This window comes from Pseudomonas oryzihabitans (genome assembly GCF_032027545.1).
GTDB lineage: Bacteria > Pseudomonadota > Gammaproteobacteria > Pseudomonadales > Pseudomonadaceae > Chryseomonas > Chryseomonas oryzihabitans_F.
In genome coordinates this window covers 493,845-520,283 of the sequence record NZ_JAVSJB010000003.1, presented here as the reverse complement: position 1 = coordinate 520,283, position 26,439 = coordinate 493,845, and the positions used below count along the sequence as shown (strand labels likewise).

The 26,439-nt window shown below is 66.3% G+C and carries 22 protein-coding genes and 1 tRNA gene; 16 read left to right on the top strand and 7 right to left on the bottom strand.

All coding sequences use genetic code 11. The features are described 5' to 3' along the window. Window positions 1–385: 385 nt before the first annotated feature. The 3 genes from mksF to mksB are packed head-to-tail and all read right to left on the bottom strand — an operon-like array spanning window position 386 to window position 5,110. Window positions 386–3,187: an Mks condensin complex protein MksF gene (gene mksF / locus RND78_RS07335; protein ID WP_312727272.1), complete on the bottom strand. Its 2,802-nt coding sequence runs from the start codon at window positions 3,185–3,187 to the stop codon at window positions 386–388. Next, the gene (mksE, locus tag RND78_RS07330; RefSeq protein WP_059226297.1) at window positions 3,184–3,858 is read right to left on the bottom strand and encodes an Mks condensin complex protein MksE; all 675 of its coding nucleotides are present in this window, start codon (window positions 3,856–3,858) and stop codon (window positions 3,184–3,186) included. Before mksE ends, mksF begins: the two co-directional genes overlap by 4 nt. Next, window positions 3,848–5,110, bottom strand: a complete 1,263-nt coding sequence (gene mksB / locus RND78_RS07325) for an Mks condensin complex protein MksB (RefSeq protein ID WP_312727268.1) — start codon at window positions 5,108–5,110, stop codon at window positions 3,848–3,850. Before mksB ends, mksE begins: the two co-directional genes overlap by 11 nt. 162 nt (window positions 5,111–5,272) lie before the next feature. Between mksB and RND78_RS07320 the strand changes: the two genes are divergently transcribed. Both RND78_RS07320 and rimI read left to right on the top strand, forming a co-directional pair. After that, complete coding sequence (locus RND78_RS07320; protein ID WP_312727266.1) at window positions 5,273–6,091, top strand: energy transducer TonB; 819 nt, start codon at window positions 5,273–5,275, stop codon at window positions 6,089–6,091. Further along, window positions 6,091–6,543, top strand: a complete 453-nt coding sequence (gene rimI / locus RND78_RS07315; protein ID WP_312727264.1) for a ribosomal protein S18-alanine N-acetyltransferase — start codon at window positions 6,091–6,093, stop codon at window positions 6,541–6,543. The genes RND78_RS07320 and rimI overlap by 1 nt, the downstream gene beginning before the upstream one ends. A gap of 16 nt (window positions 6,544–6,559) precedes the next feature. Here rimI and RND78_RS07310 read toward each other — a convergent pair whose 3' ends face one another. Continuing rightward, entirely contained in the window at window positions 6,560–7,093 is a 534-nt protein-coding gene (locus RND78_RS07310) for a hypothetical protein (protein ID WP_312727263.1), read from the bottom strand. A 127-nt stretch (window positions 7,094–7,220) separates the two neighbouring features. On the opposite strand from RND78_RS07310, the gene otsB reads away from it, so the two are divergent. Beyond that, entirely contained in the window at window positions 7,221–7,979 is a 759-nt protein-coding gene (gene otsB, locus RND78_RS07305; RefSeq protein ID WP_312727260.1) for a trehalose-phosphatase, read from the top strand. Window position 7,980: 1 nt separating this feature from the next. Beyond that, entirely contained in the window at window positions 7,981–9,429 is a 1,449-nt protein-coding gene (otsA, locus tag RND78_RS07300; RefSeq protein WP_312727258.1) for an alpha,alpha-trehalose-phosphate synthase (UDP-forming), read from the top strand. Between the two features lie 213 nt (window positions 9,430–9,642). Here the strand turns inward: otsA and RND78_RS07295 are convergent. Continuing rightward, window positions 9,643–9,719, bottom strand: a tRNA-Met gene (locus RND78_RS07295). A gap of 274 nt (window positions 9,720–9,993) precedes the next feature. Here RND78_RS07295 and RND78_RS07290 point away from each other — a divergent pair. Both RND78_RS07290 and RND78_RS07285 read left to right on the top strand, forming a co-directional pair. Next, complete coding sequence (locus RND78_RS07290; RefSeq protein ID WP_312727255.1) at window positions 9,994–11,331, top strand: HipA domain-containing protein; 1,338 nt, start codon at window positions 9,994–9,996, stop codon at window positions 11,329–11,331. Next, complete coding sequence (locus RND78_RS07285) at window positions 11,325–11,609, top strand: helix-turn-helix transcriptional regulator (RefSeq protein ID WP_312727252.1); 285 nt, start codon at window positions 11,325–11,327, stop codon at window positions 11,607–11,609. The genes RND78_RS07290 and RND78_RS07285 overlap by 7 nt, the downstream gene beginning before the upstream one ends. A gap of 202 nt (window positions 11,610–11,811) precedes the next feature. Here the strand turns inward: RND78_RS07285 and RND78_RS07280 are convergent, their stop codons facing one another. Next, entirely contained in the window at window positions 11,812–12,858 is a 1,047-nt protein-coding gene (locus tag RND78_RS07280) for a LacI family DNA-binding transcriptional regulator (RefSeq protein WP_312727249.1), read from the bottom strand. Window positions 12,859–12,996: 138 nt separating this feature from the next. Between RND78_RS07280 and RND78_RS07275 the strand changes: the two genes are divergently transcribed. From RND78_RS07275 to RND78_RS07265, 3 genes are read left to right on the top strand one after another with little or no spacing between them, the layout of a single operon-like run. Beyond that, a complete protein-coding gene (locus RND78_RS07275; RefSeq protein ID WP_312727247.1) occupies window positions 12,997–13,923 on the top strand; it encodes a TIM barrel protein in 927 nt (308 codons plus the stop codon). Window positions 13,924–13,934: 11 nt separating this feature from the next. Beyond that, on the top strand, window positions 13,935–15,104 hold the full coding sequence (locus RND78_RS07270) for a Gfo/Idh/MocA family oxidoreductase (protein ID WP_312727246.1): 1,170 nt from the start codon (window positions 13,935–13,937) through the stop codon (window positions 15,102–15,104). A gap of 49 nt (window positions 15,105–15,153) precedes the next feature. Further along, a complete protein-coding gene (locus tag RND78_RS07265) occupies window positions 15,154–16,080 on the top strand; it encodes a sugar phosphate isomerase/epimerase (RefSeq protein WP_312727243.1) in 927 nt (308 codons plus the stop codon). A gap of 45 nt (window positions 16,081–16,125) precedes the next feature. Here RND78_RS07265 and RND78_RS07260 read toward each other — a convergent pair whose 3' ends face one another. After that, complete coding sequence (locus tag RND78_RS07260; protein ID WP_312727241.1) at window positions 16,126–17,037, bottom strand: MurR/RpiR family transcriptional regulator; 912 nt, start codon at window positions 17,035–17,037, stop codon at window positions 16,126–16,128. Between the two features lie 228 nt (window positions 17,038–17,265). On the opposite strand from RND78_RS07260, the gene iolC reads away from it, so the two are divergent. From iolC to RND78_RS07225, 7 genes are read left to right on the top strand one after another with little or no spacing between them, the layout of a single operon-like run. Continuing rightward, on the top strand, window positions 17,266–19,203 hold the full coding sequence (iolC, locus tag RND78_RS07255) for a bifunctional 5-dehydro-2-deoxygluconokinase/5-dehydro-2-deoxyphosphogluconate aldolase (protein WP_312727240.1): 1,938 nt from the start codon (window positions 17,266–17,268) through the stop codon (window positions 19,201–19,203). Between the two features lie 28 nt (window positions 19,204–19,231). Beyond that, window positions 19,232–20,134: a myo-inosose-2 dehydratase gene (iolE, locus tag RND78_RS07250; RefSeq protein ID WP_312727237.1), complete on the top strand. Its 903-nt coding sequence runs from the start codon at window positions 19,232–19,234 to the stop codon at window positions 20,132–20,134. Between the two features lie 11 nt (window positions 20,135–20,145). Then, a complete protein-coding gene (iolB, locus tag RND78_RS07245; RefSeq protein ID WP_312727234.1) occupies window positions 20,146–20,961 on the top strand; it encodes a 5-deoxy-glucuronate isomerase in 816 nt (271 codons plus the stop codon). A gap of 52 nt (window positions 20,962–21,013) precedes the next feature. Next, the gene (locus RND78_RS07240) at window positions 21,014–22,513 is read left to right on the top strand and encodes a CoA-acylating methylmalonate-semialdehyde dehydrogenase (protein WP_312727232.1); all 1,500 of its coding nucleotides are present in this window, start codon (window positions 21,014–21,016) and stop codon (window positions 22,511–22,513) included. A gap of 25 nt (window positions 22,514–22,538) precedes the next feature. Then, on the top strand, window positions 22,539–23,378 hold the full coding sequence (locus tag RND78_RS07235; protein ID WP_312727230.1) for a TIM barrel protein: 840 nt from the start codon (window positions 22,539–22,541) through the stop codon (window positions 23,376–23,378). Window positions 23,379–23,428: 50 nt separating this feature from the next. After that, window positions 23,429–25,366 (top strand): 3D-(3,5/4)-trihydroxycyclohexane-1,2-dione acylhydrolase (decyclizing), encoded by a 1,938-nt coding sequence (gene iolD / locus RND78_RS07230; RefSeq protein ID WP_312727229.1) that lies wholly within the window; start codon window positions 23,429–23,431, stop codon window positions 25,364–25,366. Window positions 25,367–25,410: 44 nt separating this feature from the next. Continuing rightward, window positions 25,411–26,421, top strand: coding sequence for a Gfo/Idh/MocA family oxidoreductase (locus RND78_RS07225; RefSeq protein ID WP_312727227.1), 1,011 nt, complete (start codon window positions 25,411–25,413; stop codon window positions 26,419–26,421). The last annotated feature ends 18 nt before the right edge of the window (window positions 26,422–26,439 follow it).

Here is a 26,439-nt window from a genome sequence, read left to right as displayed (position 1 = left end):
GAAGTTAAGCCCGTGCCTGGGGTTGCCCTCTCCCGGGCCCTCTCCCGGAGGGAGAGGGGACTGAGAACGGTGCTTGCCAGCAAGGTGCTGCGGATAGTTTGAAAGCAGAGCAAGCGCGGCCACAGCCCGGCGTAGCCGGGCTGTTGTGGGGCTACTGCTGGGCTATAGATCGTTATCGCGGCCATGGGCCGCTCCTACAGGGCATGAGCTTTTTGTAGGAGCGGCCCATGGCCGCGATAACTAATCATTAGGCACTGATTGCAGCCTATCCAGCACGGCACTTCCGGCCATTCTGGTGAATACAAAAAAATGCCGCGTTTCCTTCACAGGAACGCGGCGTTTTTTTGTGCGGCATGTGCCGGGCTTTGGGCTTTCTGGACAGGGCTCAAGCCGGTTCGGGCAAGGCCAGGTCGCGTTTGGCGATGTATTTCCAGTCGGCTTCGTCGATGTAGATGCCGGCGGGGCCGCTGCCGGCTTCGAGGTCGATGGCGACCTGGGCGCTGACCTGGGGTTTGACGCTGGCCAGGATGGGGACGAAGCCCAGTTGCTGGCTGGTCTCGATCAGGGCCTGCTGGTTGCGTTCGTCGATGTCGGCGGCTTCGTCCAGGTAGTAGGGCAGGCGGATCTTGGCGGCGCGTTCCCGATCCATCAGGTGCAGCAACAGGTACATGTTGGTCAGCGCCTTGATGGTCATGGTGGTGCCATTGGAGGCAGCGCCGTCGATGTCGGTATGCAGGATCGGCTGGCCGCCCTGCTTGGTGATCTCGAAGGCCAGTTCGAAGAGGTCCTTTAGGCCCAGCTGGTTGCCGTTGGCGGCTACCAGGCGGGCCAGGTAGTCCCGGGCCTCCTCGTTCTTCTGGTCCTGGCCGCTGTCTTGGGTAAGGTCGAACACCGAGAGGGTCTCGCCTTCCTCGTACTGACCAGCGCTGTGGATGATCTGGTCGATGTGCTTGAGGGCATCCTTGTTCGGCGCCAGGACGATACGGAAGCTCTCCAGGTTGGAGACCTGCTTGCGGTTGATCTCGCGGTTGAACAGCTGCAACTGGTGTTCGAGGTTGTCGTAGTCGCTACGGATGTTTCTCAGGGTGCGAGCGATGTCGGTGACGGCGGCGCGGCGGGCCTTGGCCAGGGTCAGGGCTTCGTCCTGGCGATGGGCATAGGCGTTGATCAGCAACTGCAGGCGACGCTCGGGATCTTCCTCGTTGTCGAACTTGGCGACGCCCTTGAGGCGGACCTGGGCGTAGAGGGCCTCGATCTGGGTGTCGGCACGCTGCAGTGCCTGCCAGGTGTCCTGGTAGTCGTTGAGCAAAGGCAGCAGGTTCTCCAGGGAATCGTCCACCGCTTCCATGAAGGGCGTGCCCTGGGGCAGGTCGGTGGGCAGCAGCTGGCGACGACGCAGGGCATCGGCCAGGGTGCGGTCCTTGGCTTCCAGGTCGGCCAATTGGCGACCGATCAGTTGCAGCTTGGCGGACAGTTGCTGGACGCGTTCGGTGAAGGCATCGCCGGCGCGGCGCAGTTCGTCCTGGGCGGCTTCCAGCTGCGCCAGTTGTTCGAGCTTTTCGTTCTCTTCCGCGCTCAGGGTTTGGCAGCGGCGGAAATCTTCCAAGGCTTTCTGGGCATCCAATACCTGCTGGTACAGGGCTTCGGCCTGGGCCTTGCTCGCCTGGCGGTCGGCGATGACCCCCTGCTGGGCCTTGAGCTGCTTGAGTTCGCGCTCCAGGCGATCCTTCTGGTCGCGCAGGGCGGCGCGGTCGGCCAGGGCCTGGAGGGTGGGCGGTTCGATGCCGGAGAGGTCGAGGGACAGGCCGGGGAGTTCGAAGCGATCGCCCTCGAAGCGTTCCAGGATGCCTTCGAGGGTCTTCAGCCAGCTGCCGTCCTCGGCCAGTTCGATACCCTTGGAGCCCAGGGGCAGGCTGAACAGCTGGCCATTGAATAGGCGCATCAGGCGCTCGACGTCGGCCTGGCTGAATTCCTCGCGCAGGCGGGCGTAGCTGTTGTTGTCGGCGTGGTCGAGTTGCTGGCGCAGGCCCTTGAGGCGCTGTTCCAGTTCACGGACGCGCTGGTCGAGGTCTTCGCTGCTGAACTGCCGCGACTGGGAGAGGGCGCCGGCCAGTTCGTCGTGGGCATCCTTGGCGGCCAGCAGCTGGGCTTCCAGGGGCGCGGTGGAGTCCACCAGGGCAAAGCGGTGCTTGAGCTGGGCCAGGTCGGCGAGCCAGCGTTGCAGGCCGCTGACTTCGCGCTCCAGGCGCATCAGTTCGCTGGTGCCGTCGCGCTGGTTCTGCTGCAGGCTATCCTGTTCCAGGCGGTAGTGCTCGCTCTGGGCCAGGAGTTCGTCACGGCGGTCGATGGCATAGTGCTGCCAGGTGCCGAGCAGGCTGTCGAGCAGCGGCGAGAGGCGGTGCAGCTTGCCACGCAGGCGGTCGCGCTGTTCGACGCCATTGGCCAGGGCTTCCACCAGCGGGCCGGCGGCGACCAGGGACTGGTAGTCCTGCTCCATGCGGCGCACGTCGCGGAAGGCCTCTTCGCAGGCGGCGATGTAGTCGACGCTGCCGGATCTCAGGCTGTGCTCGAAGGCGTCGAGGAACAGCTGCTTGAGCTTGGCCGCGGTGATCTCGCGCATGTGCAGCAGGTTGATGAACAGGGCGCGGAAGGTCTTGAGGCTCTGCTCGCTGGTAGACCTGAGCGGGATGAGGGTGAGGTCCAGGGGGATGCTGGTGTGGCCGCCGACCAGCAGGCGGCGCAGTTCCTCGGGCTTGACCTCGTAGGCCTTGAGCCCGGCGCGCTCCAGGTTGGCGAAGAGTTCGCGCTGGCGCAGGCAGGTGCCGTCGCGCTGGTAGTGGGCCAGGTCCAGTTCGCCGGCATAGACGAAGAACTGGTGGCCAAAGCCGCCGCCCGGGCCGCGCCCGGCCACGCCGATGACGTGGGGGCCGTGGGCCAGGCGCAGTTCGACGAGGATGTAGCTGGTGTCGGTGGCGAAGTAGAACTTGCGCGATTGCTCACTGCTGTACTTGCCGAAGCTCATGTCGGAGAGCCGCGCTAGGATGGGGAATTGCAGGGCGTTGATCGAGGCGCTCTTGCCCAGGTTGTTGGCGCCGTAGACCGACAGCGGCTGTTCCAGGGGGAACAGGCCCAGGCTATAGCCGGCGGTGTTGAGCAAGGCGAAGCGGCTGATGCCGTAGCGGATCATAGGTCGAACTCCCGTTCTGCGGCGATGGCGCGGGCCAGGGCGGCCTCTTCGTCATCCTCGGCGCTGCCGTCTTCGGCGTCTTCTTCATCACCGGCCAGGGTAGGGGCCGGCAGCGGCAGGTCGCTGGCGTGCAGGCTGGCGGCCAGGTCGCGATCCTGTTGCACGGCCAGGCAGACGTCGAGGAAGCGGTGCATGGGCGGCAGGAAGCGGTAGCTGCCGTTGCTGTCCAGGGCGAAGCCGAGTTGGGTCAGGCGGCGCAGGATCTTTTCTTCCAATTCGTCCTGGGTGGTGACCTCGGCCTGCAGGAAGAGGTCGCGGTATTTGTCCAGCAGGGCCGGCAGTTCGGGCCGGCCGAGGGTGCCGCCATCGAGCACGGCCAGCGGGTCGCGGCCCTGGTCGGCGAGATGCTCCACCAGGATGAAGGTGAACAGCGCCAGGCGCTGGGCGGTCTTGTTGACCTGGGTGCCCATCTGCTCGGGGACGAAATAGTAGAAGCCGCGCGGATCGCAGACCAGCTCGAAGCCGAGGGCGCGGAACAGGGCGCGGTACTGGTCCTGCTGCTGACTGAGTTGGGCGTAGCACTCGGGCTCGCTGCGGGACAGGTGATAGCCCTTGAACAGCTCGCGGAAGATGGGCGCGAGCTGGGTCATTTCGTTGAGATCAAGTTGCATGGGCATCGCTCGCGGAGGATCGGGCGGCCAGGGCGTAGGAGCACAGGCTGACGCGGTGTTCGAGGGTGTCGTAGTGGTGGCGGTCCAGGCGCTGGCGCTGGAAGCGCGCATCGCGGGACAGGCGTGAGAACCAGTAGAGCAGCTCGTCGGTGTCGCCGGCGGGCTCCTGTTCCAGCAGCCAAGCCATGAGGTCGGGCAGCGGCAGGGCGTCCTGGCAGAGGTCGAGCATCTCGCGCACGGTGCGTGGTGCGGCGGAACGGCGGGTGTCGCGTGGTCGACCCGACTGGCTGGGGAAGCGTGCCGGCTTGGGCTCGAAGCGGGCCAGGGCGTAGACGTAGCTCTCCACCTGGGCGGCGGTGCCAAGGAAGACGCTCTGCGGCCGGCTGAACAGCGGCAGGGCGGCCTGGGGCACGGCGTCGAGCCCCTTGCGGCGGATGGCAGCCAGGGCCAGGGCGGCGCCACGGGTGACGGCGTTGTGCCGCCGCGCCTCTTCACGCAGCGGCAGCAGCAGTTCGCGGGCGCGTCTCAGGGCCAGCTGGGCGGCGTTGTGCATTTCCAGGATGCGTGCCTGGGTGCGCAGCAGCAGGTCGTCGTCGACCAGGTGGCCGAGGCGCTGCTGTTCGCCCAGCAGGTGCAGCAGGACCTGTTCGACGCGGTAGACGCCGCGCTCGAAGGCGCCGTCGGCGGCCACCAGCTGGATCATCGGTTCGACGTACTCGTCCCAGGTGGCCAGCACCTCGGCATAGCGCTGGCGCAGGGGGATCTGGCGATCACTGGTCTTGGCCCGTTCGGCGACGCCTTCCAGGGCGTGGCCATCGTTGGCCAGTTTCTTGAGGACGTCGCGCACGCGCATGTCCAGTAGGCGCAACTGGCGGGCCAGGTCCGGGCCGTCGCGGTTGTCGAAGGCCTCGCGGATATGGCCGGCGAGGCGCTCCAGGTGACGCAGGTAGGCTTCGATCTCCAGGCACAGGCCAAGGCGGTGCTCGCGTCTCAGGTAGCCGAGGAAGTCGTGGATCTGGCCGTTGAGTTCGAAGCGGTTGGGGCTCTTGGCCACCGGCACCAGGATGTCGAGGCGGATCCAGGTGTCGAGCAGGGCCGTGAGGTCGGCCGGCGTGCGCTCGGGCAATTGCTCGGCCAGCCGGGCGCGCAACTCGGCCAGCCCCAGGGTGCCGCTGTCGAAATGAGCGCACAGCGGGTCGATGAGGTGCCAATGTTCGGCAAGGGTACGCAGGACGCGTTTGGGGTCGATCATGGTGGGGACCGCACCAGGCAAAAGCGGCATTGTACTCCAGACGCCAGAGCCTTCGATGTGACAGCGGTGGGACCGATGGGCAGGGCGGCCTTTCGATCCGGGACGATCCGCGCGACAATGCCGCCCCCGAATCATCTCGCCGCGTATCCCAAGGATCCGCCCATGTCCGACGCCGCCGCTTCCGTTTCCCCGTCGCTTGCCGTCGAGGCGCGTCGTCGCGCCTATCTGCAGGCGTTGGACCTGGATATCTGGGTGCCGCGCACGCCCTTGCCCTTCGCCGCACCCTCGCGGCCGGAGGTGCTGTGGGTGGAAGAGGTCGCAGCGGCGCCCGTGGTAGCCAGGGTGGTGCGGCCCGAGCCGGCTCCTGCGGCTCCCCCTGCCGTCGCGGCGCCTGCGGCTGTCCGCCCGCGCATCGAGATTCCCCGGCCCGGTCCGGCCAAGCCGGCCGCCAGCGTCGTCGTCGAGCCGGAAGCCGAGCGCGTCTCCCCGCCACCGCGCGAGCCGGCGCCGCGTTTCGCCCTGCAACTCCTGCAAGCCGGGCGTTGCCTGCTGTTGCTGGAGTTGCCAACCGGGGATGCCCTGGGTGCGCGCGATCCCGCCTATCTGCTGCTGCGCGACCTGCTGCGGGCGGCCGGGCTACCGGAAACGCCGCGGATCGTCAGCGAAGAACCCATTCGCTGGCCGCTGCTCAACAGCGGGCAACTCGACCAGGGACCCGCGGCTGCCGCCGAGTTCGTGCAGAGCTTCGTGGCGGCGCACCAGGAGCGCCTGGGCGAGGGGCTTGGCCTCTGGCTGATCGGTGGCGCGGCGCGGCGCTACAGCGGGGTCGAGCAGCCCGACGAGACCGGTGTGGAGCGGGAGACGGCACTGGGAGCCGCCTGGCTGGTGCCGGGGCTGGAGGTATTGATGGAAGAGCCGGCTACCAAGGCCGCGCTCTGGCAAGCCATGCGCCCTGTGCGGCGTCGCTGGACGGATAAGTGATGAACGATGCGGTGCGCTTTCGGCGCATGACCGAAGCCGACTTGAACGCGGTATTGAAGATCGAATACCAGGCCTTCAGCCATCCCTGGACACGCGGCATCTTTCTCGATGCGCTCAAGTCCTACGACTGCTGGGTGATGTTGCTGGGCGACCAGCAGGTGGGGCATGGGGTGATCAATGTCATCCTCGACGAGGCCCATCTGCTCAATATCACCGTCAAACCGGAGAATCAGGGGCGTGGCCTCGGCCTGCGCCTGCTGGAGCAACTGATGCAGGAAGCGCGCAAGGCCAAGGCCAATGAATGCTTCCTGGAAGTGCGGGCCAGCAACCAGGCGGCCTATCGACTGTACGAGCGCTACGGCTTCAACGAGATCGGCCGTCGGCGGGATTACTATCCCGCGGTCGGCGGCCGGGAAGATGCGCTGGTGATGGCCTGCACCCTGCTGGACTAGATCGGCGTAGCGTCGATCAGTGATCGGCGCGCTTTTCGTCCAGGTCCAGACTGGTCTCGCCGGCGAGGTCTTCGTCGTTGGCGTCCAGGTCGGCGTAGCGGGCGTCTCTCTGCGTCTCAGCTTCACTGGGTTGGTCGGCTTCGCCGTCCCAGGCCTGGCCGTCCAGCGGATGGCTGCGCCCCAGTTCGGCTTCGTCCTGACCAGCGCCGCCGCCGATCTCGCGGTCCTCGACCACGCTCAGGTCCTTGTCGTTGGGCCAGGCGTCACCGTAATCGCTGGGGGAGCGGGCACCGGTTTCATCCAGCAGGGTTTCCGGGCTGGCGTCGTCCAGCGTCGGTTGGTGGTCCAGGGTTTCGCCGCCGGTCATGCCGGCCTGGCGCACGCGCTCTTCGGGGAATTGGCCCTGGTAGTCGCGCTCGTCGAGTTCGTCGCCAATGCGACCGCCGCGCTCGTCCTTGCGCTCGCTGAAGTCCAGCTCGCGCATATCGCCCATGCGGTCCTGGATGTCGTCGATCTCTTCGGGGGTCTTGGTGATGTCGGGCTTGTTCATTAAGGTCTCCAAAGGCTTGGCTGCTAGAGCGTCTCCCTGATTCGGACTACGAGCCGGCAGGGGGAATTCCTCCGCGCTGCCAGAAGGTGTGAACGAACCATACGGTGACCCGACAGTCGTACCTTGCATGATCGACCTCGACAGCCTCACCTCATTGGGCCAGCCCCTGGCCTTTTTCTTCGATCTGGATGGCACCCTGGCAGAATTACAGCCACGTCCGGAACAGGTTTTCATTCCCACCGAAACCCTCGCCGCGCTCCAGCGGCTGGCGCGCCACCATGGCGTGGCCGTGGTATCCGGGCGTCCGCTGACGGAGATCGATGGTTTCACCGCGCCCCTGCGACTACCGGCCGCCGGCGTCCATGGTGCCGAGTGGCGCGACCCGCAAGGCAACATCCACCGGGTCGAGCTGGATGCTGGGGTGCTGGCGCAGGTCGGTCAACGGCTGGAGACCGCCCTGGCGGACCACCCGGATCTGCTGCTCGAACGCAAGAGCGTCGCCTTCGCCTTGCACTACCGCCAGGCGCCCGAGAAGGAAGCCCTGGTGCGTGAGCTGGCGGAGGGCATCGCGGCGGAACATCCCGAATTCAAGCTGCAACCGGGCAAGTGCGTCTTCGAGCTCAAGCCCGCCGGCGCGAGCAAGGGCGAGGCCATTGCCAGATTTCTAGAACTGGAACCCTTTGCCGGCTGCCTGTCGGTGTTTCTCGGTGACGATCGTACCGATGAAGCGGGGTTCACTGTCGTCAATGCGCGAGGCGGTCTGACCGTCAAGGTAGGGGAGGGGGAAACGGTCGCCAAGACCCGCCTGCCTTCGGTTGCCGCGGTAGCCCTTTGGCTGCAGCAACTGAGCCGTGACCTCGCGCCACATTATAAGCAAGGAGACTAGGATGAGCCGTTTAGTGGTGGTATCGAATCGGGTAGCCCCGATCGAGGAAGGCAAGGCGACCGCGGGTGGCCTGGCAGTGGGCGTACTGGACGCCCTGCGTAAGTCGGGCGGCATCTGGTTCGGCTGGAACGGCGAGACGGTCAAGGAAAACGGACCGGCGAAGACCCAGACCAAGGACAACATCGACTACGTGACCTTCGGCCTGACCAAGCGCGACTACGACCACTACTACCGCGGTTTCTCCAATGCCACGCTTTGGCCGATCTTCCACTACCGGATCGATCTGGCGCGCTACAACCGCGAGGAATACGACGGTTATCGGCGGGTGAACATGGCGATGGCCGAGCGCCTGAAGCCCTTGCTCAAGCCCGATGACATCATCTGGGTGCACGACTATCACCTGATTCCCTTCGCCGAAGCCTGCCGCATGCTGGGCATCCGCAATCGCATCGGCTTCTTCCTGCACATTCCCTTCCCGGCGCCGGAAATCCTCACCGCCATCCCGCCGCACAACGAGCTGCTCAAGACGCTGTGCTTCTATGACCTGATCGGCTTCCAGACCGACACCGATCAGTTGGCCTTCCAGGACTACATCACCCGCGAGGTGCGTGGGGTACTGGAAAAGGACGGCAGCCTGACCGCCTACGGCCACAACTTCCGCGTCGGCGTCTATCCCATCGGGGTGATGCCGGACGTCATCCAGAAGCAGGCCGAGTCCTATCGCACGCGGCGCCAGTTCATCTCGCGCAGCATCGAGGGCGTGCCCTACAAGACCATCGTCAGCGTCGATCGACTCGACTATTCCAAGGGGCTGGTGGAGCGCTTCCAGGCCTTCGAGAAGCTGCTGGAGCACTTCCCCGAGCATCACCGGGCGGTGCAGTTCGTGCAGATCGCGCCCTCGTCGCGGGCGGACGTGGTGTCCTACCAGAATATCCGCCGCCAGCTGGAGAGCCATGCCGGCCACATCAACGGTCATTTCTCCGAGCTGGACTGGACGCCCATTCGCTATCTGAACAAGAGCTACGACCGGCGCACGGTGATGGGGCTGTTCCGCTCTTCCGACGTGGGCCTGGTGACGCCGCTGCGCGATGGCATGAACCTGGTGGCCAAGGAGTACGTGGCGGCCCAGGACCCGGAGAATCCGGGCGTGCTGGTGCTGTCGCGTTTTGCCGGGGCGGCACGCGAACTCAATTCGGCGCTGATCGTGAATCCCTACGACCACATCGGCATGGCCGAGGCGTTGGATCGGGCGCTGCGTATGCCATTGGACGAACGCAAGGCGCGCTACGAGGACATGATGCGGGTGATCCGCCAGGCGGACCTGGCGTCCTGGCGCGACAACTTCCTGCGCGACCTGCGGGCCTTCAGCTCGAAGACGCTGGTGCAGTCCATCGACAGCGCAGAGGTCGATAGCGACGAGGTGGACAGCAAACAGAAGGTCGCTCTGTAACGGCGACTGCTTCGACGGAGCCCGGCTCAGGCCGGGCTTTTTCATGGCGGTGAAAAGAGTTGGCTTACGCGGAGCCATTGGCAAGGGATGGGGCGGCGGGACCCTCACCCTAGCCCTCTCCCGGAGGGAGAGGGGACCAAGAGCAGCGGCATCGGGTGGGCTTTTTCGTGGGCAATAAAAAAGGGTCAGCTTACGCTGACCCTTGGAAATAGGTGGTGGCTACGCAGGGACTTGAACCCCGGACCCCAGCATTATGAATGCTATGCTCTAACCAGCTGAGCTACGTAGCCATCCGAGGCGCGCATTATTGGCAAGGGCAGGGTAGCTGTCAAGCCTGGGGGGCAAGAATTTTTCATTGGCCGATCAGAGGGTTAAGCGAGCCTGTCCGATGGCGGCGGGCAGCGGCGTCGCCCTGGCTGGCGCGAGCATGCTGGGGTAGCGGCTGAGTGGAATTATATTTTAATGTAATTTTCGCCCTTGATCCTGGGTTTATTTTCATTTTATTGATAATTTTATGGCTTGGCGCTAGGGTAATTTTCATTAAAGTGAGAATCGGGCTCTCGCATGAAGCTCAAGGTACAGGCGTTCCTCGACGGCCGTTGGCAGGATGCGCTGTCGCTCACCTTCGTGCGGCCGGAGCGACTGGCGGAATCCCTGTGTACCAGTGGCTACGAGATGAGCTATCTCGCCGCGCATTATGAGCAACTGGATTCACCTTTCGCGGTATCGGTCAGCGCGGCGCGACGCCTGAGCTGGACGGGTCAGTACGCTACTGGCCTGCCTGCCTTCGTTTACGACCTCTTGCCCGCGGGTGCGGCACGGCGCTGGTTGGAGCAGCGTTTTGGCCAAGAGCGACCAGCGGGCTGGGATCCGGAGCTGTTCCTGCTAGCGCGCTGCACGCCGGCGCCTATCGGCCACCTGCGAATTGCCAGCGCCGAGTGGATAGAACCCTCTGCCTCCCGGGCTTTCTCGCGAGACGAGGTGGTGTCCCGTGCCGAGGAATTTCTCGAATACGCCTATGAACAGGGCGCGGCCATGGGTGGTGCGACCGGCGCGGGCGGCGAGGCGCCCAAGCTGCTGCTGACCGAGGATGCACAGGGTGGACTGCATGCCGATGCCGCCTTGGCCGATGCTCAGGCGCAACGCCATTGGCTGGTGAAGTTCGCCCGCGGCCAGGCGACCGCTCGGGATCGCGACATCCTGCGCAGCGAGTATCACTACTATCGCGCAGTGAATGCGCTGGGCCTGAACACCATCGACCCGCGTGGCCTGGCACTGGCAGAGGGGGACAAGCCCAGTCTCTGGTTGCCGCGCTTCGATCGCAAGGTCGGGGCGAATGGCGTCGAGCGTATCGCGCTGGAGTCCATCTATTCCCTATGTGGTAACACCCGGCCGGGCTCGCATCTGGTCCATGAAGAGGTGGTGGCGCGCCTAGTCGAACTTTGGGACCTCGCCGGTCAGGGGAGTGAGGTAGAGGAACTGGTATTCGAGTACGTGCGGCGCGATCTGCTCAATCGGATTCTGGGCAACTCCGACAACCATGGCCGCAATCTAAGCGTGCTGCGCTATGCGGATCGGTTGGAGCTGGCGCCCATCTACGACCTGGCGCCCATGGTGCTGGACCCGGAGGGCATCAGCCGCAGCACCAAGTGGCGCGAGGAGCAGGCAGGGTCGCCGCCCTGGCGCGGTCTCTGCGATGACTTGGAGCGCCAGTTGGCGAAGCGAGCGGGATACCGGCCCCTGGTGCCAGGTTGGCTCTTCGAACGGGTGCGCGAGCAGGCCCGGGCGTTCCTGGCGCTCCCCGATCTGCTGACGGCTTTGCCAAACGATATTCGCCGCCAGGAGCAACGGCTACCTGTGCTGCGGCTCGAACAACGGCTGCAGGAGTGGGGATTATGGTGAGGCTGCTGGACGTCGCGGAGCGCGATCAGCTGATCACTGACATCTGCCAGGGCGTGATCGACGGCAAACTCGATTTCGCCACCGCTGTGCGCCGGCTGCGGGTCGAGGTGACCGGACTCAACCAGGCGCCTTTCGCGCGAATGTGCAAGATTTCCCTCGGTGCCTTGCTGCAGTTGGAGCATGGCACCGGCAATCCGACGGTGAAGACGCTGGACTCGGTGTTTCGGATATTTGGCCTGCGGTTGTCCCTGGCGCTGCGCACCGACACCCGGCCCTGAGCGGGGTGCCCCAGTCAGCTACAGACGATAGCCCAGCATTAGTGTGGTGTTTCAGAAGTTATCTACACAATTTTGGCGGCGCTTTTTGCCTCCGGGGCGGCGTTGCCACTCCTCGCCATAGCCCTGCTATGACTCGTCGCGGCGCCTGGCCCGGAGACAAAAATCACTCGCCAATTCTTGCGCGAACTTCTGAAACACCACGCTAGTGACATTCCGGAACATCGAGTTGCAGGGGCAGCAGTTCGTAGCCCGGTTGCCCGTTGTCCAGGCTCGCGGCCACCAGGGCCTCCACCGCGCGCCGGGCCAGTTGCTCCCGGGGATGGGAGAGGACGGCCTGGACGAGTCCGCTGCGCAGGGCTTCCCGGGTGACGGGGGTGAGGTCGTGACAGACCACGGTGGGGCGTGGCAGACCCTGATCGTGCAGGTCCTGCAGGGCCTGGACCACCCCCTCGATACCGCCGCCAGCGACATAGAGACCCGCCAGATTCGGATAGGCGCTCAGTAGGTCGAGGGTATTGCCGTGGGCGTAGCCTGGATCCTCCAGTGTCAGGCGGGACGCCAGCAGCTCCCAGTCGCCCGGCGCCTCGGCCAGGTAGCTGCGAAAGCTGAGTTCGCAGAGCTCCTGGCACTGGAATCTCTGGCTGCCCACCATCACCGCCACCGGTCCGGGTTGCTGGGCGAGCTGGGTGACGAACCAGCCGGCGACGCGGCCCATGCGGCGATTGTCCACACCCAGGTAGCCGGCGCCCGCGCGGGTCGCCAGTTCAGACAGCATCGCCAGCACGGGCATGCCGTTCAGGCGCAGGTCCGACACCGCTTCGCGTACCGCCACATGGTCGACCGCCACCACGCCGAGGGCATCGACTTCGCCGCGTTGCGCCGCGATGCGCCGGGCCACCACCAGCGGATCCAGGTCATCGAGATAGCCGATCATCACCCGTACCCGGGCGCGCGCAGTGGCCGCCGCCGCCTCGGCCAAGGCCCGGGCCAATCCCTGGTAGAAGGCCACGCCGCTTTTCTGCAGCAGGAAGCCGAGGCGCAGCGTCGGCTTATCGTGCCGCAGGCGTTGTTCGATGACGCCCTGGGCATGAAAGCCGAGCTTGGCGGCGGCGTTGGCGATGCGTTGCGCGGTGTCCGCCCGCACGCCGGCGCGCAGGTTGAGCACCCGGTCGACCGTCGACAGGCTGACCCCGGCTTCGCGGGCCACGTCGGCCATCGTCGGACGTCGAGACGCTACGGAATCTGACATGAAATGAAAGGCTCCTGGCCTGGCGATGAGGGGTTTTGACAGGTTCGCGCCCCGCACTATAGCAGCCCTAGCAGGCCCGCCTTAGCATCCAGAACACGCCTGTCGCAGGCGCCACAACAACAATATCGGAGCCGACCTATGGCTATTCACATCTCCACCGCGCCCTGTTGCTGGGGCGTCGATGATGTCAAGAATCCCTTCCTGCCACCCTGGCGCCAGGTCCTCCGTGAGGCGGGCCAGGCCGGCTACCGCGGCATCGAACTGGGGCCCTATGGTTACCTGCCGCTGGATGCCGCCGAGGTCGGCCTGGCCCTGAAGGAGAACGGCCTGCACGTGGTGGCCGGCACCATCTTCGACGATCTGGTCGATCCGGCGAATCTGCCCTCCCTGCTGACCCAGACCCACAACCTCTGCGCCCTGCTCAAGCAGTTGCCCGCGGTGCACCAGGAAGCCGGTCAGCGCTTCCCGATGCCCTATCTGGTGGTGATCGACTGGGGGCATGACGAGCGCGACTACGCCGCCGGCCATTCCGATCGTGCGCCCCGTCTGGGCGATGCGGCCTGGAACGCCATGATGGCGCACATCCGTGCCATCGCCACCCTGGCCTGGCGCGAGTACGGGGTGCGCGCGGTGATCCATCCCCATGCCGGTGGCTACATCGAATTCGCCGATGAACTGGCGCGGCTGGTGGACGATATCCCGGACGAGATCGCCGGCCTTTGCCTGGATACCGGTCATCTCTACTACGCGGGCATGGACCCCGCCGCCACCCTGCGACAGTACCAGGCGCGCCTGGATTACCTGCACTTCAAGGATATCGACCAAGGGGTGTTCGACCGGGTACTGAACCAGCGCATCCGCTTCTTCGAGGCCTGCGCCCAGGGCGTGATGTGTCCGCTCGGCCGGGGTGTCATCGACTATCCCGCGCTGCGGACGCTGATCCAGGAGCTGGGGTACCAGGGCTACATCACCGTGGAACAGGAGCGCGATCCGCGCAACGCCAACGGCAGCCTGGACGATGTGGCCGAGAGCCGCGCCTACCTCACCCGTGCCGGTTTCCAATAAGGAACAACCAGATGATCAACGGCAGCAAGCGTCTCTCCCGTCCCCTGCGCTGGGCCATGGTCGGTGGCGGCAGCAACAGCCAGATTGGCTACATCCATCGCTCCGCCGCCCTGCGTGACCAGAACTTCACCCTGGTCGCGGGCGCCTTCGACATAGATCCGGCCCGGGGCCAGGCCTTCGGTGAAACCCTGGGCGTGGCGCCGGAGCGCTGTTATGCGGACTACCAGAGCCTCATCGCCGGGGAAGCCGGGCGGGAGGATGGCGTCCAGGCGATCTCGGTGGCCACCCCCAACGGCACCCACTTCGCGATCACCAAGGCCGCCCTGGAGGCCAGCTTGCACGTGGTCTGCGAGAAGCCGCTGTGCTTCACCCTGGCGGAAGCCGAAACCCTGCGCGAGATCGCCCAGGCGCACAACCGTATCGTCGGCGTGACCTATGGCTATGCCGGCCACCAGCTCATCGAGCAGGCGCGGGAGATGATCGCCGCGGGTCAGCTCGGTGAGATCCGCATGGTGCACATGCAATTCGCCCACGGCTTCCACAGTGCGCCGGTGGAAGCGCAGAGCGAGGCCACCCAGTGGCGGGTGGATCCGCGGCTGGCCGGGCCGAGCTATGTGCTGGGCGACGTCGGCACCCATCCGCTGTACATCGCCGAGACCCTGCTGCCCCAGCTCAAGATCAAGCGCCTGCAGTGCAACCGGCAGAGCTTCGTCAAGAGCCGTGCGCCCTTGGAGGACAACGCCTACACCCTGATGGAATACGAGGGTGGGGCCATGGGCTGGGTCTGGTCCAGTGCGGTCAATGCCGGCTCCATGCACGGCCAGAAGGTCCGGGTGATCGGCTCCCTGGCCAGTCTCGAATGGTGGGACGAGCGGCCCAACCAGCTCAGCTTCGAGGTCCAGGGGCAGCCGGCGCAGGTGCTCGAGCGCGGCATGGGCTATCTGCACGCCAACGCCCTGCTGGACGACCGTATCGGCGCCGGCCACCCCGAGGGCCTGTTCGAGGCCTGGTCCAACCTCTATTACCGCTTCGCCCTGGCGATGGATGCCGCGGACCGCGGCGATGCGGCGGCGCTGGCGGGGCTGCGCTATCCGGATATCCATGCCGGGGTCGAGGGCGTGCGCTGGGTGGAACGCTGCGTGGAGTCCGCCGACCGCGGTGGGGTCTGGATCGATTACTAGGCTGAAGCCGGAGTCGATCCGGCGATTCGAACGTCAGGGGAAAAGCACCATGAAAATAGCCATAGATCCCTACATGTACCGCAACCTGAGCCTGGCGGAGACCTGCCGGCACGTGGCGGAATCGGGCTTCGAGTACCTCGAGCTGTCGCCACGGGAAGATTTCCTGCCCTGGTGGAAGCGCCCGCGCGCGCACCGGGAGCGCATCGCCGAGTTCAAGCAGGCGCTCAAGGACCATGGCCTGCAACTGGCCTCGCTACTGCCCATGTACCGCTGGGCGAGTCCTCATGAAGACGAGCGGCAGGCCGCCGTGGGTTACTGGAAGGAAGCCATCCAGGTGGCCGTGGAGATGGGCTGCGACACCATGAACTCCGAGTTCGGCCGCGGTCCTTCGCCCGAGCGGGGCCATCGGATCAGTTGCTGCGGTGGCAGCCACAGCCATGAATCCAGCGAGGCGGCCTGGTGGCGCTCCATGGAGGAACTGGTGCCGATCTTCGAGCGCGAAGGCATCACCCTGAACATGGAACCCCATCCCGAGGACTGGTGCGAGACGTTGCACCCGGCCATCGACATGCTCAAGAGCCTCGGCTCGAATAACGTCAAGTTCCTCTACTGTGCACCCCATACCTTCTATTTCGGCGACGACATGGCGCAGATGATCCGGGACGCCGGTTCGCTGATCGGCCACGTCCATGTCGCCGACACCTGGAACCACAAGGCCTCTTCCGGGCTGCGCTACATCGTCAATCCACCCGGCGCCCAGGTCACCGTGCACCAGCACATGAATCTGTACCAGGGCGAGATCGACTGGGAACTGTTCTTCGCCTCCCTGGCCCAGGTGGGTTTCGACGGCATCGTCACCTCCTGCGTGTTCGGCTGGGAAGAGAAAGCCGACGAGTCCGGTCGCTTCATGCGCCAGGAGATCCAGAAGTACGTGGATAGGTACTGGCCCGGCGCTACGCCGGGAGCGGCGCGCTAGCGGCGGCACCGGCGCGCGCCGCCGAGCACTGGGCCGCAAGGCGGCTCAGTCTTCGTCCGGCCCCGGCTGGATGTCGTCCATCTTCAGTTCGAGGCGATAGGCCAGCGCCAGGAACAGCGCCTGGCAGAGGCAGAGGGTGGCGGTCAGCGAGCGAAAGGCGAAGGCACTGCCCTCGCTGACCAGCAGCAGGCCGTCGGCGCGCTTGGCCAGGGGCGACAGGGTGCTGTCGGTGATGACCAGGGTCTTGGCCTTGTGGTGCTGGGCGATGCGCGCGCACTGCTGGCTTTCCTTGCCATAGGGGCTAAAGCTGATGGCGATCAGCAGGTCGCCCTGGGCGATGCTGCGCATCTGCTCGCGATAACCGCCGCCCAGGCCGGTGATGAGGTGGATGCGCTTCTTGGTGTGCTGCAGGTTGTAGACGAGATAGTCGGCCACCGCGAAGGAGCGCCGCACCCCCACCACATAGATGTTCTCGGCATTGACCAGCAACTCGATCGCCTGGTCGAAGGCCGCGTCGTCGAATTCCTCGCCCAGCCGCTCGATCCCGGAGCGCGTGGCATTGATGCATTCCCGGGCGAGATCGCTGCCGCTCTCGTTCTTGCTCTTGTTGGCGATCAGGGTGCGGATGCGCTGCTGGTAGTTCTGCACCGGCGTGGTCTTGTGGGTATAGGCCTCGCGGAACAGCGCCTGCATCTCGCTGAAGCCCTTGAAGCCGAAACGCTGGCAGAAGCGCACGATGGCCGAGGGGTGCACCTCGCACTGGCTGGCGATATCGCTGATGCGGTCGACCATCACCCGGTCGCTCTGCTGGCTGACGTAGGCCGCCACGCGCTTGAGCTGACGGGGCAGGCTTTCGTAGTCGTTGGCGATGGCGGCCAGCAACAGCTCGACGCTGATGGGCGGCTCGGCGTGGGGACCGCCCGAGGGCATGGCGTCGGGCAATGTCTCGGAGGACATGGAGGCTTTCTCTCTTATCTGTGCTGTCGGCAAGGTAACCCATTCGCCGGATGGCGTCGAAGTGGCGGGCATGAAAGCGCCTGGCGGCTGATTGGAAAATTAATTCTATAAAATTGCATTTGAAAAAAATATTGATTTTTGTGTTTTCGCGTTCTAGCCTGGGGTCATTCCGAACAAGCTCGATCCTGGTGCAGCGATCGCGGCGATAACAATAAGCAGGAGCCACCCATGGGTGATCAATTCTTCGCCAGCGGGCGCCAGTTGGACGTGATCTGCCTCGGACGCCTGGGGGTCGATCTCTATGCCCAGCAGATTGGCGCGCCGCTGGAGGATGTCAGCAGCTTCGCCAAGTACCTGGGGGGCTCCTCCGCCAACATCGCCTTCGGCACCGCGCGGCTGGGGCTGAAATCGGCGATGCTGACCCGGGTCGGCGACGACCACATGGGCCGCTTCCTGACCGCGGCGCTCAAGCGCGAAGGCTGCGACACCCGCGGCATCACCGTGGACCGTGAGCGGCTGACCGCCATGGTGCTGCTGGGCATCAAGGACCGCGAGACCTTTCCCCTGGTGTTCTATCGCGAGAATTGCGCCGACATGGCGCTCTGCGCGGACGACATCGACGAAGCCTTCATCGCCAGCGCCAAGGCGCTGCTGATCACCGGCACCCATTTCTCCACCGACGGCGTGTTCCAGGCCAGCAGCCGGGCGCTGGACTATGCCGAGCGCCACGGCGTGAAGCGGGTGCTGGACATCGACTACCGTCCGGTGCTCTGGGGGCTGACCGGCAAGGCCGATGGCGAGACCCGCTTCATTGCCAGCGCCGAGGTCAGCGCCCACGTGCAGCGCATCCTGCCGCGCTTCGACCTGGTGGTGGGCACCGAAGAGGAATTCCAGATCGCTGGCGGCAGCGAGGACCTGCTCACCGCCCTGCGCCGGGTCCGAGAGGTGACAGCGGCGACCCTGGTGGTCAAGCTCGGCGCCCAGGGTTGCACAGTGCTGCACGGCGCCATCCCGGCGCGCCTGGAAGACGGCGAGATCCAACGCGGCATCCGCGTCGAGGTGCTCAATGTGCTGGGCGCTGGCGATGCCTTCATGTCCGGTTTCCTGCGCGGCTGGCTGACCGGGGGGGACGATGCCCAGTGCTGCCGGCTGGCCAATGCCTGTGGCGGCCTGGTGGTCTCGCGCCACGGCTGCGCCCCGGCCATGCCGACCCTGGCCGAGCTGGACTACCTGCATGCCAGCCCGGTCCCCATCACCCGGCCGGACCTGGACCCGGTGCTCACGCGGCTGCATCGGGTCAGCACCCGGCGGCGCCCCTGGCAGCAGCTGTTCATCTTCGCCTTCGACCACCGCTACCAACTGGTGGAGTGCGCCCAGCAGGTGGGCGCCGATCCGGCGCGCATCCCGGCGCTCAAGCGGCTATTCGTCCTGGCCATCGAGCAGGTCGAACAGGATCTGGCACGCCACGGCGTGGCGGCCGACGTCGGGCTACTGGCCGACGAGCGCTTCGGCCAGGACGCCTTGAATGCCGCCACTGGCCGCGGCTGGTGGGTGGCCCGCCCGGTCGAGTTGCAGAACTCGCGGCCGCTGGCCTTCGAGCACGGTCGCTCGGTGGGCACCACCCTGCTGAGTTGGCCGAGCGAGCAGATCATCAAGTGCCTGGTGCAATTCCACCCCGACGACGAGCCGCTGCTGCGCCTGGAGCAGGAGGCCCAGCTCAGGGGGCTGTACCAGGCGGCCCAGGCCAGTGGCCATGCGCTGCTGCTGGAGGTGATCCCGCCGAAGAATCATCCTTCCACCCGGCCGGATGTGCTCTATCGCGCCATCAAGCGCCTGTACAACCTGGGTATCTACCCCGAATGGTGGAAGATCGAGGCCCAGCCGGCGGCGGTCTGGGAGCAGCTCGACCAATTGATCGCCGAGCGCGATCCCTATTGCCAGGGCGTCGTGTTGCTGGGGCTCAATGCCCCGGCCGAAGACCTGGCCGAGGGCTTCCGCCAGGCCCGCGCCAGCCAGCGTTGCCAGGGCTTCGCCGTGGGGCGGACCATCTTCGGCCAGCCGAGCCGGGCCTGGTTGGCCGGCGAGATCGACGACGCCGGGCTGATCGCGCAGATCCGCGGCAACTTCGAATTCCTGATCCAGGCCTGGCGTGACGCCCGCGCCTGATGATCGCCACCCGACGAGCAAGGCTGACATGACCGCACAACAACAACGACTCAAGATCGGCATCAACCCCATCTCCTGGGCCAACGACGACCTGCCGGCCCTGGGCGGCGACACTCCGCTTGCGACCATCCTGCGCGAGGGCAAGGAAATCGGTTTCCAGGGTTTCGAGCTGGGTGGCAAGTTTCCCAGCGAGCCCCAGGCCCTGGGCGAGGTGCTCGGCCAGCACGGCCTGGAGCTGGTCTCCGGCTGGTATTCCAGCGGCCTGGCGCACCGCGATGTGGCGGCCGAGATCGAGGCGATTCGCCCGCACTGCCGACTGCTAGCCGAAAACGGCGCCAAGGTGCTGGTCTATGGCGAGGTGGCCGGGTCCATCCAGGGCCAGCGCGTTCCGCTGATCGAGCGGCCGCGCTTCCACAGCGACGCCGCCTGGCAGGCCTATGCCGAGAAGCTCGACCGCCTGGCCGCCTTCACCCTGAGCCAGGGCCTGCGCCTGGCCTATCACCACCACATGGGCGCCTACGTGGAGTCACCCGAGGACATCGCCCGGTTGATGGCGCTGACCTCCCCGGACGTCGGCCTGCTGTTCGATGCCGGCCACTGCTACATGGGCGGTGGCGATCCGTTGAGCGTGCTGCAGCGGCATCTGGACCGGGTCTGCCACGTGCACTTCAAGGACGTGCGCAAGAACGTGGTGCAACTGGCGCGCAACCACCAGTGGAGCTTTCCGGACTGCATCCTCAACGGCACCTTCACCGTACCGGGCGATGGCGACATCGACTTCTCGGCGCTGCTCAAGGCGCTGGTGGCCGGCGGTTATGCCGGCTGGCTGGTGGTGGAGGCCGAACAGGACCCGGCGGTGGCGCCGGCCTACGAATACGCCAAGAAGGGCTACGATCACCTGCGCCAACTGGTGGCGCAGGCCACTGCCTGAGGAGGCCGTCGATGAATCTACTCGTCAAAGCCGCCAAGTCCGCGCGCGACATCGTCAACGTACCGCGCGGTGCCCTGGACTACGTCGGCTTCGCTGCCCATCGCCTGCACGCGGGCGAATCCCTGCCGGTGGTGGCGGGAGACCTCGAGGTCTGCATCGTGCTGCTCAGCGGCGGCGCCAGTATCGAGGGCGGTCATCCGCAGCTGGGCGACTTCGCCTGGCGGGGGCTGGCCGGTCGCCAGAGCGTCTTCGAGGACGTTTCGCCCTATGCCGCCTACCTGCCGCCTGGTAGCGAGGCGCGGGTGACCGCCGAGAGCACCGCCGAGGTCGCCCTCTGCACTTCGCCCGGCAATCCGGTGGCGGCGGACCGGTTGCCACCGCGGCTGATCGAGCCGGCGAGCATGCAGAGATCCACCCGCGGCAAGGGCGCCAATACCCGCTATGTCTGCGACATCCTGCCGGACACGGCGGCGGCCCATTCGCTGCTGGTGGTGGAGGTGCGTACCCCGTCCGGGCATTCCTCCAGCTATCCGCCCCATCGCCATGACCGCGACAACCTGCCGGAGGAGAGCCTGCTGGAGGAGTCCTACTACCACCGCATCGATCCGGGCCAGGGCTTCGTCTTCCAGCGCGTCTACACCGACGAACGCGACCTGGACCAGGCCATGGCGGTGGAGGATCACGACGTGGTGCTGGTGCCGCGCGGCTATCACCCGGTCAGCGTGCCCTATGGCTACGAGTCCTATTACCTCAACGTGATGGCCGGGCCCAAGCGCATCTGGAAATTCCACAACGATCCGCAGCACGAGTGGCTGCTGACCCGGTAACCCCCTTTCGCCTTCGCCATGGCGGCGACCCCAGGACACGAGGATTCAGGACATGAGCGACACCCCCGTCATCGGGCACTACATCAACGGCGAGGTCTCGACCCAGGCCGAGCGCTTCAGCGACGTCTTCAATCCGGCCGAGGGCGTGGTCCAGGCACGGGTCGCCCAGGCCACGGCGCAGACCGTGGACCAGGCCGTCGCCGCGGCCAAGGCGGCCTTTCCGGAGTGGTCCGAGCAGTCGGCCCTGCGCCGGGCGCGCATCCTGTTCCGCTTCAAGGAGTTGCTCGACCAGCACCACAAGGAACTGGCGGCCACCATTACCCGCGAGCACGGCAAGGTGCTGTCCGACGCCATGGGCGAGGTGACCCGCGGCATCGAGGTGGTGGAATTCGCCTGCGGCGCGCCGCACCTGGCCAAGACCAGCTACACCGACAACATCGGCGGCGGCATCGACAACTGGAACCTGCGCCAGCCGCTGGGCGTGTGCGCCGGCATCACCCCCTTCAACTTCCCGGTGATGGTGCCGCTGTGGATGATTCCCATGGCGCTGGCCACCGGCAACACCTTCATCCTCAAGCCTTCCGAGCGTGACCCTTCCGCCAGCCTGCTGCTGGCCGACCTGCTCAAGCAGGCTGGGCTGCCCGATGGCGTGTTCAACGTGGTCCAGGGCGACAAGGTGGCGGTGGATGCGCTGCTGCAGCACCCGGACGTGGAGGCCATCTCCTTCGTCGGCTCCACGCCCATTGCCGAGTACATCCACCAGGAGGGCACCCGCCGCGGCAAGCGCGTCCAGGCCCTGGGTGGCGCCAAGAACCACATGATCGTGATGCCCGATGCCGACCTGGACCAGGCCGCCGACGCCCTGATCGGCGCCGGCTTCGGCTCTGCCGGCGAGCGCTGCATGGCCATCTCCATCGCCGTGGCGGTGGGCGAGGTGGGCGATGCCCTGATCGAGAAGCTCTTGCCGCGCATCGATGCCCTGCGGGTGCGCAATGGCGTGGAGGCCGACGCCGACATGGGCCCGCTGGTGACCGGCCAGCACAAGGCCAAGGTCGAGGGCTACATCACCAAGGGGGTGGAGGAGGGCGCCAAGTTGCTGGTCGACGGGCGCGGCTTCAAGGTGCCCGGCGCCGAGCACGGCTTCTTCGTCGGCGCCACCCTGTTCGATGGCGTGACCCCGGAGATGACCATCTACCAGGAAGAGATCTTCGGCCCGGTGCTGGGCATCGTGCGGGTGCCGGACTTCGCCAGCGCGGTGGCGCTGATCAACGCCCACGAATTCGGCAACGGGGTGTCCTGCTTCACCAGCGACGGCGGCATCGCCCGCGCCTTCGCCCGCACCATCAAGGTGGGCATGGTCGGCATCAACGTGCCCATCCCGGTGCCCATGGCCTGGCACTCCTTCGGCGGCTGGAAGCGATCGCTGTTCGGCGACCACCACGCCTACGGCGAGGAAGGGCTGCGCTTCTATACCCGCTACAAGAGCGTGATGCAGCGCTGGCCCGACAGCATCGCCAAGGGTGCCGAATTCAGCATGCCCACCGCCAAGTAATGCCATCCACACTGCCGGAGCTGCCATGAGTCGACCCCTGCGTTTTGCCCTCAACCGCATGGTAGCGCCATCCCTCGCGCTGCCGGCCTTCATCCAGTTGACCCAGGGGCTCGGCTGCGATGCCCTGGAGCTCCGTAACGATCTCCCCGGCGTCGAGTTGGACGATGGCACGCCGGCGACCGAGGTGCGGGCACTGTGCCAGGCCGCGGGCCTGCGCATCCTGTCGATCAATGCCCTCTATCCCTTCGACGTCTGGAACGACGAGCGCCGCGCCCAGGCGCTGCGGCTGGCCGCCTATGCCCGGGATTGCGGCGCCGAGGGCCTGGTGCTGTGCCCGCTCAACGACCGTGGGGACCCACGCGACGCCGCCCAGCGCGCCCGGGATCTGCGTACCGCCCTGAGCGAGTTGGCGCCCATCCTGCGCGACCACGGCGTACTGGGTTTCGTCGAGCCGCTGGGTTTCCCGGAGAGCGCGCTGCGCCTCAAGCGCCAGGCGGTGGAGGCCATCCGCGCCATCGGCGGACTCGACGTCTTCCGCCTGGTACACGATACCTTCCATCACCACCTGGCCGGCGAGACCGAATTCTTCGCCGAGCTGACCGGGCTGGTGCATGTTTCCGGGGTAGCCGCCGGCGAGGTGCCGGTCGAGCAACTGCGCGATGCCCATCGGGTGTTGGTCGAGGCGGCCGACCGCCTGGGTAACGTGGCCCAGCTCGAGCGCCTGCTGGACGACGGCTATCGCGGTGCGCTGTCCTTCGAACCCTTCGCCGCCAGCGTCCACGGGCTACCCGATGTGGCACCGGCACTGGCGCGGAGCATGCGCCTGCTGCAGGAGCGGCTAAGCTGCGGCGCGGCGCCGGCGTGAGCCTGCCGCACCGACGCCACTCGCGACTCTCATAACAAAAAGGTGAATCCATGAGCACCCAACGTCTGACCATGGCCCAGGCCCTGGTGAAGTTCCTCGATAACCAGTACCTCAGCGTCGACGGCATCGAGACCAAGTTCGTCGCCGGCGTCTTCACCATCTTCGGCCACGGCAATGTGCTCGGCCTCGGCCAGGCCCTGGAGCAGGAGGCCGGCGACCTGGTGGTGCACCAGGGGCGTAACGAGCAGGGCATGGCCCATGCCGCCACTGGCTTCGCCAAGCAGAAGCTGCGCCGGCAGATCTATGCCTGCAGCTCCTCGGTGGGTCCGGGCGCGGCCAATATGCTGACCGCTGCGGCCACCGCCACCGCCAATCGCATCCCGCTGTTGCTGCTGCCGGGTGACGTCTACGCCAGTCGCCAGCCCGATCCGGTGCTGCAGCAGATCGAGCAATTCCACGACCTGTCGATCAGCACCAACGATGCCTTCCGCGCGGTGAGCAAGTACTGGGACCGCATCAACCGCCCCGAGCAACTGATGAGCGCGGCGATCAACGCCATGCGGGTGCTGACCGATCCGGCCGAGACCGGCGCCGTGACCCTGGCGCTGCCCCAGGATGTACAGGGCGAGGCCTACGACTATCCCGACTACTTCTTCGCCAAGCGGGTACACCGCCTGGATCGCCGGCCGCCGGTGGCCGCGGCTATCGAGGATGCCGTGCGACTGCTGTCGGGCAAGCGCAAGCCGCTGCTGATCTGCGGTGGCGGGGTGAAGTATTCCGGCGCCGCCGAGGCCCTGCAGCGCTTCGCCGAACGCTTCGAGATTCCCTTCGCCGAGACCCAGGCCGGCAAGAGCGCCATCGTCTCCAGCCACGAACTCAATGTCGGCGGCATCGGCGAGACCGGTTGCCTGGCCGCCAATTTGCTGGCCAAGGAAGCGGACCTGATCATCGGCGTCGGCACCCGCTACACCGATTTCACCACCTCCTCCAAGTGGCTCTACCAGCATCCCGAGGTAGAGTTCCTGAACCTGAACGTGGCCGCCTTCGACGCCGGCAAGCTCGACGGCCTGGCCGTGGTGGCCGATGCCCGCGAGGCGCTCCTGGCCCTGACCGAGGCGCTGGGCGCCACCGGTTACCGCGCTGGCTGGGGCGCCCAGGTAGGGGAGGCGCGCGAGCAGTACCACCAGGAGGTGGCGCGGGTCTACGCGGCCGGCTACACCGGTGCCGACTTCGTCCCGGAGATCGACGACGACCTGCCGCGGGCGGTGCTGGAAGACTTCGTCCGCCTGACCGGTTCTTCCCTGACCCAGAGCCAGGTGCTGGGCCGGCTCAACGAGCGCCTGGCCGACGACGCCATCATCGTCGCCGCCGCCGGCAGCCTGCCGGGTGACCTGCAGCGCGCCTGGCACAGCAAGGGCGTCAACACCTATCACCTGGAGTACGGCTACTCCTGCATGGGCTACGAGATCAACGCCGCCCTCGGCGTGAAGCTGGCCGAGCCCGCGCGCGAGGTCTATGCCTTGGTCGGCGACGGCTCCTACCAGATGCTGCACTCGGAGCTGGCCACCTCCATCCAGGAGCGGCGCAAGATCAACGTGGTGCTGCTGGACAACATGACCTTCGGCTGCATCAACAACCTGCAGCTGGAACACGGCATGGGCAGCTTCGGCACCGAATTCCGCTTCCGTAATCCGGAGACCGGCAAGCTCGATGGCGACTTCATGCCGGTGGATTTTGCCATGAGCGCCGCCGCCTACGGCTGCAAGACCTATCGCGTGAAGACCCTGGAGGAACTCGATGCCGCCCTGGCCGATGCCCGCCAGCAGCAGGTCTCCACCCTGATCGACATCAAGGTGCTGCCCAAGACCATGATCCACAAGTACCTGTCCTGGTGGCGGGTGGGGGGCGCCGAGGTGTCCACCAGCGAGAAGGTCGCCGCCGTCTCGCGGATGCTCAAGGAGAAGACCGCCCAGGCCCGCCAGTACTGATCGGCTGCTCGCTCCACAACAATTCCAACACGGAGAATGAAGTCATGACCTTGAACATCGGTGTCATCGGGACCGGCGCCATCGGCCGCGAACACATCCGTCGCCTGAGCCATACCCTGCTGGGCAGCCGCGTGGTGGCGGTGACCGACATCAACGCCGAGCAGGCCACCCGGGTGGTCCAGGAGCTGGGCATCGCCGCGGAGGTCTACCCGGACGGCCATGCGCTGATCGCCGCGGCGGACGTCCAGGCGGTGGTGGTCGCCTCCTGGGGCCCGACCCACGAGGAATACGTGCTGGCGGCCATCGCCGCCGGCAAGCCGGTGTTCTGCGAAAAGCCCCTGGCGACCACCGCCGAGGGCTGCCGGCGCATCGTCGAGGCCGAACAGGCTCACGGCAGGCGCCTGGTACAGGTCGGCTTCATGCGGCCCTACGACGCCGGCTACCGCCAGCTCAAGGCGGTGCTCGACGCGGAGCGCATCGGCGCGCCACTGATGATCCACGCCGCCCACCGCAATCCCACGGTGGGCGAAAATTACAGCACCGACATGGCCATCACCGACACCCTGATCCACGAGATCAACGTGCTGGCCTGGCTGCTGGACGATCATTACGTGTCCGCCCAGGTGGTCTTCCCGCGCAAGGCGCCGGCCGCGCGGGAGCAGCTGCGCGATCCCCAGGTGGTGTTGCTGGAGACGGCCAAGGGCGTGCGCATCGACGTCGAGGTGTTCGTCAACTGCCAGTACGGCTACGACATCCAGTGCGAGATCGTCGGCGAGCGCGGCATCGCCCGGCTGCCCGAGCCGACCTCGGTGCAACTGCGCAGTGAGGCGCGGCTGTCCAACGAGATCCTCATGGACTGGAAGGACAGGTTCATCGCCGCCTACGACGTGGAGCTGCAGGCCTTCATCGATGACCTCGCCGCCGGCCAACTGACCGGCCCCTCTTCCTGGGACGGCTATATAGCGGCCGTGACCGCCGATGCCTGCGTCAGGGCGCAGGACAGCGGCGCCATCGAACCCATCAGCCTGCCCAGCCGGCCAGCCTTCTACGGCTGAACGCTGTCCGGCGGCGTG

Bases quoted from the DNA above. Each gene is read 5' to 3' on its own strand.
- RND78_RS07280 (WP_312727249.1), bottom strand. From the start codon at position 12,858: ATGTCAGATTCCGTAGCGTCTCGACGTCCGACGATGGCCGACGTGGCC.
- mksB (WP_312727268.1), bottom strand. From the start codon at position 5,110: ATGATCGACCCCAAACGCGTCCTGCGTACCCTTGCCGAACATTGGCAC.
- iolE (WP_312727237.1), top strand. From the start codon at position 19,232: ATGACCGCACAACAACAACGACTCAAGATCGGCATCAACCCCATCTCC.
- iolD (WP_312727229.1), top strand. From the start codon at position 23,429: ATGAGCACCCAACGTCTGACCATGGCCCAGGCCCTGGTGAAGTTCCTC.
- iolB (WP_312727234.1), top strand. From the start codon at position 20,146: ATGAATCTACTCGTCAAAGCCGCCAAGTCCGCGCGCGACATCGTCAAC.
- RND78_RS07235 (WP_312727230.1), top strand. From the start codon at position 22,539: ATGAGTCGACCCCTGCGTTTTGCCCTCAACCGCATGGTAGCGCCATCC.
- RND78_RS07270 (WP_312727246.1), top strand. From the start codon at position 13,935: ATGATCAACGGCAGCAAGCGTCTCTCCCGTCCCCTGCGCTGGGCCATG.
- RND78_RS07285 (WP_312727252.1), top strand. From the start codon at position 11,325: ATGGTGAGGCTGCTGGACGTCGCGGAGCGCGATCAGCTGATCACTGAC.
- RND78_RS07290 (WP_312727255.1), top strand. From the start codon at position 9,994: ATGAAGCTCAAGGTACAGGCGTTCCTCGACGGCCGTTGGCAGGATGCG.
- RND78_RS07260 (WP_312727241.1), bottom strand. From the start codon at position 17,037: ATGTCCTCCGAGACATTGCCCGACGCCATGCCCTCGGGCGGTCCCCAC.
- RND78_RS07275 (WP_312727247.1), top strand. From the start codon at position 12,997: ATGGCTATTCACATCTCCACCGCGCCCTGTTGCTGGGGCGTCGATGAT.
- otsB (WP_312727260.1), top strand. From the start codon at position 7,221: ATGATCGACCTCGACAGCCTCACCTCATTGGGCCAGCCCCTGGCCTTT.
- mksE (WP_059226297.1), bottom strand. From the start codon at position 3,858: ATGCAACTTGATCTCAACGAAATGACCCAGCTCGCGCCCATCTTCCGC.
- RND78_RS07225 (WP_312727227.1), top strand. From the start codon at position 25,411: ATGACCTTGAACATCGGTGTCATCGGGACCGGCGCCATCGGCCGCGAA.
- mksF (WP_312727272.1), bottom strand. From the start codon at position 3,187: ATGATCCGCTACGGCATCAGCCGCTTCGCCTTGCTCAACACCGCCGGC.
- otsA (WP_312727258.1), top strand. From the start codon at position 7,981: ATGAGCCGTTTAGTGGTGGTATCGAATCGGGTAGCCCCGATCGAGGAA.
- RND78_RS07310 (WP_312727263.1), bottom strand. From the start codon at position 7,093: ATGAACAAGCCCGACATCACCAAGACCCCCGAAGAGATCGACGACATC.
- RND78_RS07265 (WP_312727243.1), top strand. From the start codon at position 15,154: ATGAAAATAGCCATAGATCCCTACATGTACCGCAACCTGAGCCTGGCG.
- iolC (WP_312727240.1), top strand. From the start codon at position 17,266: ATGGGTGATCAATTCTTCGCCAGCGGGCGCCAGTTGGACGTGATCTGC.
- RND78_RS07320 (WP_312727266.1), top strand. From the start codon at position 5,273: ATGTCCGACGCCGCCGCTTCCGTTTCCCCGTCGCTTGCCGTCGAGGCG.
- RND78_RS07240 (WP_312727232.1), top strand. From the start codon at position 21,014: ATGAGCGACACCCCCGTCATCGGGCACTACATCAACGGCGAGGTCTCG.
- rimI (WP_312727264.1), top strand. From the start codon at position 6,091: ATGAACGATGCGGTGCGCTTTCGGCGCATGACCGAAGCCGACTTGAAC.